This window comes from Streptomyces sp. MB09-02B (genome assembly GCF_033794485.1).
Lineage (GTDB): Bacteria > Actinomycetota > Actinomycetes > Streptomycetales > Streptomycetaceae > Streptomyces.
The window spans coordinates 1-9244 of sequence record NZ_JARGEE010000365.1; the positions used below are offsets into that span (position 1 = coordinate 1).

General features: G+C 72.6%; 4 protein-coding genes. 3 read left to right on the forward strand and 1 reads right to left on the reverse strand.

The genetic code is table 11. The annotated features are described in order from the left end of the window. Positions 1–100: 100 nt before the first annotated feature. The 3 genes from P1P70_RS34555 to P1P70_RS34565 all read left to right on the forward strand — a co-directional run bounded on the left by P1P70_RS34555 (position 101) and on the right by P1P70_RS34565 (position 8567). On the forward strand, positions 101–4837 hold the full coding sequence (locus tag P1P70_RS34555) for a hypothetical protein (RefSeq protein ID WP_319244894.1): 4737 nt from the start codon (positions 101–103) through the stop codon (positions 4835–4837). Continuing rightward, positions 4834–7530, forward strand: a complete 2697-nt coding sequence (locus P1P70_RS34560; protein WP_319244896.1) for a right-handed parallel beta-helix repeat-containing protein — start codon at positions 4834–4836, stop codon at positions 7528–7530. Before P1P70_RS34555 ends, P1P70_RS34560 begins: the two co-directional genes overlap by 4 nt. Positions 7531–7634: 104 nt before the next feature. Beyond that, positions 7635–8567 (forward strand): hypothetical protein, encoded by a 933-nt coding sequence (locus tag P1P70_RS34565; protein ID WP_319244898.1) that lies wholly within the window; start codon positions 7635–7637, stop codon positions 8565–8567. A 68-nt stretch (positions 8568–8635) separates the two neighbouring features. Here P1P70_RS34565 and P1P70_RS34570 read toward each other — a convergent pair whose 3' ends face one another. Continuing rightward, entirely contained in the window at positions 8636–9031 is a 396-nt protein-coding gene (locus P1P70_RS34570) for a MazG nucleotide pyrophosphohydrolase domain-containing protein (RefSeq protein ID WP_319244900.1), read from the reverse strand. Positions 9032–9244: the final 213 nt, after the last annotated feature.

Here is a 9244-nt window from a genome sequence, read left to right on the forward strand (position 1 = left end):
TTTTGTTTCTTTTTTCAAGAGTGTGGCGTGAACCTCGCTTACCGTCGGTATCGGTGGTTGGGAGAGTGAGATAAGGCGCAGGCCCCCACCCGTGCCCTCGGTGCGGGAGGTTCCCCTGTCCGGGCTGGACGACGTGGCCGGGCTGCGGCTGCGCGTCACGGAGATCCCGGCGACCGACGTCGCCCCGGCGTCGGTCCGCGTCGAGGTGCTGGACTTCACCGCCCAGGGCGGACCGGCGCGGCTGCCGGATGCCTCGGTCACCGTGCGGGAGGGCGGTGGATTCACCGCCACCGACCCACAGGGCGGCGTGCGCTGGCAGTTCGACGCCGCGGGGCGCCTGGAGCACCGGGAACTGCCGCTGACCGGCACCGATTTCTCGCTGCGCTTCACCGACGACGCCCTCCGTCCGATCCGGGTGACCGGCCCGGACGGAGCACCCGTCCCGGGGGCCGCCGTCACGCCGGTCCGGGACGCCTCCGGCGCCCTGGGCGAACTGACCGTACGTGTGCCCCTGCCGGGCCCGGACGGTCCCGTCGCGGTGTGGCGCTTCGAACCCGGTGGCCTGACGCACTCGCGCGAGCTGCCCCTCACGCTGCCGGGACTGGACGGTCCGTCCGGCCTGGGGGTCAAGGTGACGACGACCCCCGGAGCGGGCGGTACCGCTACACGGGTCCTGGAACTGACCGGCCCGCAGAACCTCACCGGTTCCTTCCGTCTCGACCCCGTGGGCGGCACGCTCTCCCAACGGCTGCCGCAAGGCTTCACGGTGACCGACTCGGTCACCGGCTCCCGCTTCCACTTCGACCACACCGGTCGCCTCGCCCTGCGCGACCTGCCCGACCCGGACGGCTCCGGTTTCCTGCGCTTCACCGAAACGGCCCCCGACACCCCACCGACCAGGCTCGACGACTTCGGGAACGATCTCGGAAACGATCTCGGAAACCGCATCGGCGACGGCGCCGACGACGGCGGCCGTCTCCCCCTCGTCCCCGAGGGCGACGCGCTCGCCGACATCGACCTGGCGCGGATCTTCGACCTCACGCTCGGCGAGGCGACGGGCCTTCGTACGGCCCCGGGCGGTACCCCCGCCCACCTGGCCGACACCGCGAACGCCCTCGGCTTCCCGACCAGGGCGCTCGACCCGCACGCCGCCCCGTCACCGGACCTGCCCCGCCTCCCGCGGCCCGACGACGGCACGGCCGCCTCGCCGGACCGCTTCGAGCTCCGTCCCGAACTGCCCGGCGAACAACCGCGGCTGACCGACCAGACGCACCGACTCCCTTACCAGGAGGTGGTCCTCAGGGGCGGCCCGGGCGAACTGGACGGACTGACGGTCGGTGTCACCGGCCGCGCGGCGACGGACGGCGGTCCTTGGACTCCCGACTCGCTCGACTTCGTGGGCACCCGCACGGCGGACGGCTTCACCCTCGCCCCCAGCACCGACGTACACGGCGGACTCAGCCTCACCGACGCCGCCGGGCGGACCACGTGGCACTACGGCCCCGACGGGGTCGCCGCCCTGCGGGACGTACGGCTGCCCGCCGACCGGGGCGTCCTCCGCTTCGACGTCGGCACCCCCGGCAGCGTGCCCCAGGTGCTGGACCCGGCAGGGCGTCAGCTCACCGGCGTCCGTGTCGACCTGCTGGACGAGGGCCGCATCGCGCTGGTGCCCACCGGTTCGGGCGCCCACCCTCTGGAGCGGACGGTGTTCGACCCGGCGGGCACCCTGCTGGAGGAGACGGTCGCGGTGCGCGGCAAGGGCGGCGTCCCCACCGGGGACCTCTGGAAGATCGACCATGTCTCCGGCACGGCCGTCCGCACCGACACCTCGGGCACCGCGTTCACCGGCCGCTTCGACACCGCAAGCGTGGAGCGGTCCGGCACCGGCCGGTTCAGGCTCACCGGCGCCGACCCGGGCAAGGTCACGCTGTTCGAACGCGAGACGCTGAAGAACGGCAATGTCCTGCACCTGTCCCGGGACCGCTTCGGGCAGGCCCGCTGGACCGAGTTCGACGCCTCCGGCGACGTGTTCCGGCACGGTCGGCGCATCGGGGACCCCGACATGCGCACCTTCCACGACGTGCCCTCCGGTTCCTGGCGCCGCCTGCTGGACAACTCCGGTGACGTACGGACGTACACCAAGGCGAGTGACGGCGGTCTGGTCCGGGCCGAGAAGGGCCCGGGCGGCGAGTGGACCTGGCAGCGCTTCGCCAAGGACGGCACCGAGTCGCTGTCCGGCACCCGGCACTGGAACCGGGACCACGTCGGCTTCCGGGACACCTTCCTCGACCAGGTGACCGGTCTTGAGTCGGTCGCCCAACGCCGGGGCTCGACCTGGCCGTTCGGCGGTGTCCACGGCTCCCGCATGTACCAGGAGTTCTCCGTGGTACCGGGCTACGCGCCCGCCGGCGGCCGGATCGACATGGGCGCGTACACCGGCCACGGCCTGGCGAACGCCCAGGTCAAGAGCCTGGAGACGCTGTCGGACGGTGGCAGCCTGACGGTGCGACGGTTCTCGGAGATGCGTCCGCCCGCGTTCCTGTGGAAGAGCGCGGCCGGCCGCAGCCCGTTCGACGGCTTCTTCCGCGACCTGTTCGCGGGCGACTCGCTGCACCGGGTCAGCCACTGGACCCAGACCGCCGCCGACGGCACGCAGACCACCGGTGTCCGTCTCAACCCGACCGGAGGCAACTGGATCGACATCGACCAGTACGGCCGTGTCGTGCGCGAGACCCGCAAGCTCGACAACGGCAACGTCGTCGAGATCGGCCGCAGCCTGGACGACCCCGCCCGCTGGGCGCCCCTCCCGGAGTACCACGCGGGCGGCTCGTACGAACTGTCCTGGCGCGACACCACGACCGGCACCACCGGCACCCGGCACGTGGACGGCACCGGCCGCTGGCGGGACCTCTTCACCGACGAGGGCGGCATCGAGCGGGTGCGCATGCGCAGCGAGGGCGGGAACAGCCGCGAATACCTGTTCGAGGCGCCGTCCACCCGTGACCTCTCGCTGAACGACAACGCGGGCACCTGGGTCGACAGGAACTCCCTGCTGCACATCACCGGCCGCCGCGACCTGATCGACGGCGTGATCGTCGAGGCGTCCGGCAGTCCGTACCGCACCTCGTGGACCTGGAAGGCGTACTCAGCCGACGACCCGGCCACCGTGATCGCCGAGGGCGTGCGCAAGCAGAACCGTGGTTCGTTGTACTCGAAGACCTGGGACGACTCGTTCGTCGACCTGGACGGGCTCGGCAACGCCGTGCGCGAGCGCGACGCCACCGACATCGGCAGTTCCTGGGTCGACGCCGTGAAGCAGCCCGACGGCTCATGGAAGTGGACGAAGACCGCTGCCGACGGCTCGGTCCACTCCGAGGGCACACGGGTGTACGAGGGTGGCGCGGGCGGCGGCCGCTGGCGGGACCTCGTCGACGGCCAGGTGGTCAGACAGCGGGAGGCCGGGGGCCGGGTCCGCGAGTTCGACTACAAGATCCTCACCCCGGAGCGCCCGGCTGCCCCGACCGCCGTGCCGACCACCGGCTCGCTGCGCGATCTGCTCGCACACGCGGCCCGACGGTTCGAGCCGCCGAGCACGGTCCAGGTGAACACGCAGGTCTGGAAGGAGTACGACCTCGGCAAGGTGTTCCGCGAGCGGGTCGCCGTGGACGGCGTGCCCGGCCGGTTCCGTGAGGTCGACAAGCAGTGGGGGCAGTGGCGTGAGTTCCAGGACGGTCTGCTGGTGGAGCAGCGCACCTTCACCGGGCGGGTGTGGAAGACCGACGTCTTCGGACGGCTGAGCACCTCCGGCCCGGCGTTCGTCCCCGAGCGTCTGGCGGGGGCGCTGCCCCGCATGGGCGACGAGGTCGGGACGGCGGGCGACACCGGCTGGCGGCTCATCGGCAGGGAGACCGACTTCCGGGGCGCGGAGATCGAGGCACTGGGCCTGCTGCGCGAGGTCCAGGACCCGTGGCACGGAGTCTTCACCGGGGTCAGGGACGGGGTCTCGGCCGAGATGCCGGTGTGGCAGCGCGAACTGCGCGGCGCGCTCACCTCGTTCACCACCGGCTTCGTCATCGACTTCACCGCGAGTCTCGCCATCACCGCCGCCACCACCGGCAACGGCAGCGTCACCCCCCTCGACGTCTACAAGGCGCTGCTCAACGGCGCGGTCGGCGGTACGTTCAGCGGCGGCCTCAACGTCCTGTACAACCGCACCCCGCTGGGCTACTTCAAGACCAGCATGGGCGCCCGCGACTGGGGCGGGCACCCGAAGCAGTCGATGAACTCCAACACCGACGACTGGTCCACCGACTGGGCCGCCCAGGAGAAGCCGACCCGCTGGCGCAACGCCACCTACGCGAACACCGTGGGCATCGCCACCGGCGCGCTCAGCGGCTTCGTCAGCAACGCCATCAGTGCGTCGATCTTCGGCGTCAACGGTCACGAGGTGAAGGGCGCGGACGCCCTGCTGGCCGGTCTGTGGGGCGCGGCGGCCTCCGCCTTCGGCGGTGTCACCACCGGTCTGGCCAAGAACGCCTTCCACCTCACCACCGGCGCCCGGGTCTTCCACAAGGGCGGCCTGCCCGAACTGGCGGTGAACTGGAGCGAGGCCGCGCTGACCAGGTACGTCAACTGGCTGATCGCCGAGTGGGCCAAGCAGAACGGCAGCGCTCTGCCCTCCCCCGGCCGAGCGTTCCCGGCCGCGCCGACGTTCACGCCGCCGCCCACTGTCCCACCCTCCACGACCACGCCACCCACCACCACGCCACTACCGGCGCCGCGGCAACCGGGCTCGGATCCGGCCGCCCTGCTCGCCGACGGATCGGAGTTCCCGTGACCCCCACCGCCAGCGCCACCGTGCACCGGGTCGCCCCGAAGGGACGCGGCGCCCACCGCAGCATCGCCGCCGCCCTGCGCGCCGCCCGCGACGGCGACGAGATCCGGGTCGCCCCCGGGGAGTACGTCGAGCAGCTGGTGATCGACCGGGCGGTCCGCCTGCTGCCGGAGGAGGGCGCGCGGCACGCCGTACGCCTGCTCGCGGCGTCCCCCGGCCGCCCGGTGCTGGAGGTCGCCGCCCGGGACGTACGCGTCGAGGACCTCGCTCTGGTCGGCCAGGACCCGGGGCTGCCCGCGGTGCTGGTGAACGCGGGCGACCTGGGGTTGGACGGCTGCGAGGTGTCCGGCGGCCGGGTCGAGGCAGGCGGGAGCGCGTCGCTCGCCCTGACCGACTGCCGCCTGACGGGGGCCGAGCTGGCGGCCGTGCACCTCAACACCACCGGGTCGGCGCGGCTGACCCGGGTCGTGGTCGAGGACGTCGAGGGCACGGGTGTCGTCGTCGGCTCCCGGGCTGCCGCCGAGGCCGACGAGCTGACGGTACGACGGGTCACCGGGTCCGGTGTCCGCGCCCGCGGCGGCGCCCGCGTGGTCCTGCGCGAGTGCCGGATCTCCGGACCCGGACGCAGTGGGCTGCTGGTGGAGGACGACGCCTCGGTCACCGCGCGGGACTGCCGGGTGGAGGAGACGGCCACCGAGGGCGTACGGGTGCTGGGCAGTTCGGCACGGCCGGACGTGCGCCCGGCTGACGGGGAGACCGCCGAGGGGGGCGTGGTGCTCGTCCGCTGCGAGGTGCTGCGCACCGGCGGGGACGGTGTCGCCGTCTTCGGCGGCGATGTGCTGTTGCTGAGCTGCCGGCTGCGGGACGGTTCCGGGCCCGGGGTGAGCGTGGAGGACGAGGGCCGTGCCGAGCTGGTGGACTGCCAGGTGGACGGGGCGCACGGCTCGGGCCTGGTGGCCCGGGGCGCGGCCCGGCTGTCGGCCGAGGGCACCTCGGTGACGGGCAGCCGGGCCAACGGGCTGCTGGCGGGCGGCCGTGCCGAGGTACGGATGGACACCGGCGACCTGACGGCGTGCTCGTTCAGCGCGGTGCACGCCTGCGACGACTCCCGGGTGACGCTCACCGCCTGCCGGATCGGGTCCTCCGCCGAGCATGGCATCCGGGCCACGGACCGGGCCGGGCTCACCGTCGAGGGCGGCCGGATCTCCGACTGCGGACTGTCCGGGGTACAGATCGACGGGGCGGCCGAGGCGCGGATGCGCGGGGTGTCCGTGGTGCGCGGCCGGGCCGGGATCACCACCGAGTCGTCCGGGACGGTGGTCCTGGAGGAGTGCGACGTGGTCGGCGCCGAGCGGTCCGGTATCTCCTGCGGCACCGAGACCGCTCCGGTGCTGCGGGACTGCCGGATCAGCGGCACCGGCACGGCCGGCCTGGTGATCGGCGAAGGCGCCACCCCGAGCGTCGAGGGGTGCACGGTCCGGGACGCGGCAGGCTCCGGCGTCGTCGTGGGCCCGCGGGCCGAGCCCCGGATCCGGGCGGTGACGGTGTCCCGGACCGGCAAGAACAGCCTGTTCGTCGGCGAGAAGGCCCGCGGCACCATCGAGGACTGCGTCTTCACGGGGGCGGGCTCCGACGGCGCGGCCTTCCCCGCCCTGCACGTGTCGGCCGGCGGGGCGCCCGTGCTGCGCGGCTGCCTGGTCCGCGACTGCGAGGAGGACGTGGCGCTGGAGAAGGGCGCCCGTCCCGTGTTCGACGACTGCGTCGCGCGGGACGTGAAGAACCCCTCCCTGCCGACCGGCACCGAACAGGCCCTGTCCGCGGCCGGGGGCCCGGAGACGTCGGGTGCCGCCGGGACCACCGCGCGGGAGACCGAGGCACCCGCCGAGGACACCCTGGACGACCTGCTCGCCGAGCTCCAGGGTCTCGCGGGCCTGGAGCGCGTCAAGAACGACGTCTCGTCCCTGGTCAAACTGATGCGGATGGTCCGCCGCCGCGAGGAGATGGGCCTCGCCCCGCCCCCGCTCAGCCGCCACCTCGTCTTCACCGGCAACCCGGGCACCGGCAAGACCACCGTCGCCCGCCTCTACGGCCGTATCCTCGCCGCCGTCGGACTGCTGGAGCGGGGCCACCTGGTCGAGGCCGACCGCGCCGACCTGGTCGGCGAGTACGTCGGCCACACCGGGCCCAAGACCGCCCGGGTCTTCCAACAGGCCCGGGGAGGCGTGCTGTTCATCGACGAGGCGTACTCGCTCACCCAGTACGCCGGGTCCAACGACTTCGGCCAGGAGGCGATCGCCACCCTGCTGAAGCTGATGGAGGACCACCGCGACGACGTGGTGGTCATCGTCGCCGGATACCTCAAGGAGATGGAGGTCTTCGTCCGCTCCAACCCCGGCCTGGCCTCCCGCTTCAACCGCACCCTGCTCTTCGAGGACTACAGCGGCGCCGAACTGGTCAGCATCGTCGAACATCAGGCCGCGCAGCACCAGTACGAGCTGACGGCGGAGGCCCGCGAGGCACTCACCGCGCGCTTCGACGCCATGCCCCGCGACCGGGGCTTCGGCAACGGCCGTACGGCACGCCAGTTGTTCCAGGCCATGACGGAACGCCAGGCGTACCGGGTCGCCGAACTGCCGGAGGCCTCGGAGGCGGACGTGATGACCCTCGGGCCGGAGGACATCCCGCAGAGCCTGTGAGCAGCCCGCGCACCACCTGTCCCCCGAGCCCGAGTACCCCGCATTTCCCGAGCACCCCGAACCTGCCGCGTTCCGCACCGGACGACCTTCGAAGGACTGGCCTCATGCCGCACAAGCCCACCAGCGCCACTCACAGCGACCCCGGAGAAGGCGAGTTCGCCGACCTCTTCGCCCGGCGGACCCGCGTCCCGCTCCGCGGCTTCCTGCCCGGCCGCCGGGTGTGGAAGGCGGTCGGTGGTTCCGCCGCCGCGGTCTTGGTGATCGCCGGTTCCGCCGCGGCCGTGGCCGCGATCGACTGGAGCGGTGGCTCGTCCGACAAGGTCACCACGGCGGCCGAGAAACCGGCCGACAAGTCCGTCCCCGGCGACACCAAGAAGGCGGGGGACCCCTCACCGACGGACCGGGCCAAGAGCGATGACAACGGCAAGGACGAGGGCAAGGACAAGGACGGCCCTGACGTCGTCTACGTCCCGGTCAGCGGCGGAGCGGGCACGGGTGGCACGGGTGGCGCGGCGGAGCCGACACCGGACACGGACGCCGGGTCCGACACGGACGGCACCTCCGGCACCTCCGGCTTGACCGGCTCGTCCGGCTCCGGCTCGACCGGCACCGAGGAGAAGAAGTCCACGACCACCCGGGGCACCGAGTCGGGCTCGACGTCCGGCTATCTCTGGGCCGACGGCAGCGTGGAGGCCGACTCGAACGCGTACTGGGACGAGAGCACGGTCACCGTCAGGTCCACCGAGCCGATCACCTCGCTCAAGATCGTCGTCCGCGTCATCCAGACCGGCGGCGTGTCCAGCACGGGCACCTGGACCTCGCTGGGCGACAAGGTCGCCGTGGGCCAGAACTCCACCGGCGAACAGATCGGATACGTCATCACGCTGAAGTCGGGTGTCACCCTCGCGCCCGGCACCTATGTCTTCAAGGTCCAGTACAACCACGCCCAGGGCACCCGCGACGCGGGCCGCGACCTCTACACCGTCACCGCCGTCGCGAACGGTTCGGACGACGCGGTCGTGTCCGGCCGCTTCTGAGCCTCGCCGACGGGGCCGCCCGCCGGGAATCCCGCCCCGGCGGGCTGAGAGCCTGTGCACACAGGCTCTCAGCCCGCCCAGCCCTGCTTCCGCAACACCGAGGACACGTCGGGCGCCTGGTAGTGGTCCCCCTTGAGCACCTTGCCGTCGGCGCGGCGGGCCACCCGCCCGTCGGGGCCCAGTTTCGTCATGTTCGAGCGGTGGATCTCGGCGATCACGGCGTCGAGGTCGATGCCGTGGACGAGGGCGGTGCCGTACGCCACGTACACGACGTCGGCCAGTTCGTGGGCCAGCCGGTCGAGCGGGCCGTCGACCGCCACCTCGGCGACCTCGGCGGCCTCCTCGGCCAGCAGATCGCCGCGGTGGGCGGCCAGTTCGGGCGAGACCTCGGTGGGCGAGGTACGGGCGTCGAGGCCGAAGGCCCGGTGGAACTCACGGACCAGGCGAGCGGGAGAAGAACTCATCCGGCGACCTTAACGACCCTCCGCCCGTCCTCCGGGAGCGCGTCCGCTCCCTACGATCTCGATGCCACAAGTGCCGTATTTTCACGGAACATTGACGACTGACCGGTAACAGGGGGTGCCTGCCGGACCGCTGACGGGCCTCCGTACTCTCCTTGTGTCTTCAAGTACCACCCCGAGCGATTGAGGACCCATCGTGAGCGTTCCCCCCACCTC

What these genes read in the sequence shown, in the direction of transcription:
- P1P70_RS34570 (WP_319244900.1), bottom strand. Translation starts at nt 9,031, where the DNA reads ATGAGTTCTTCTCCCGCTCGCCTGGTCCGTGAGTTCCACCGGGCCTTC.
- P1P70_RS34565 (WP_319244898.1), top strand. Translation starts at nt 7,635, where the DNA reads ATGCCGCACAAGCCCACCAGCGCCACTCACAGCGACCCCGGAGAAGGC.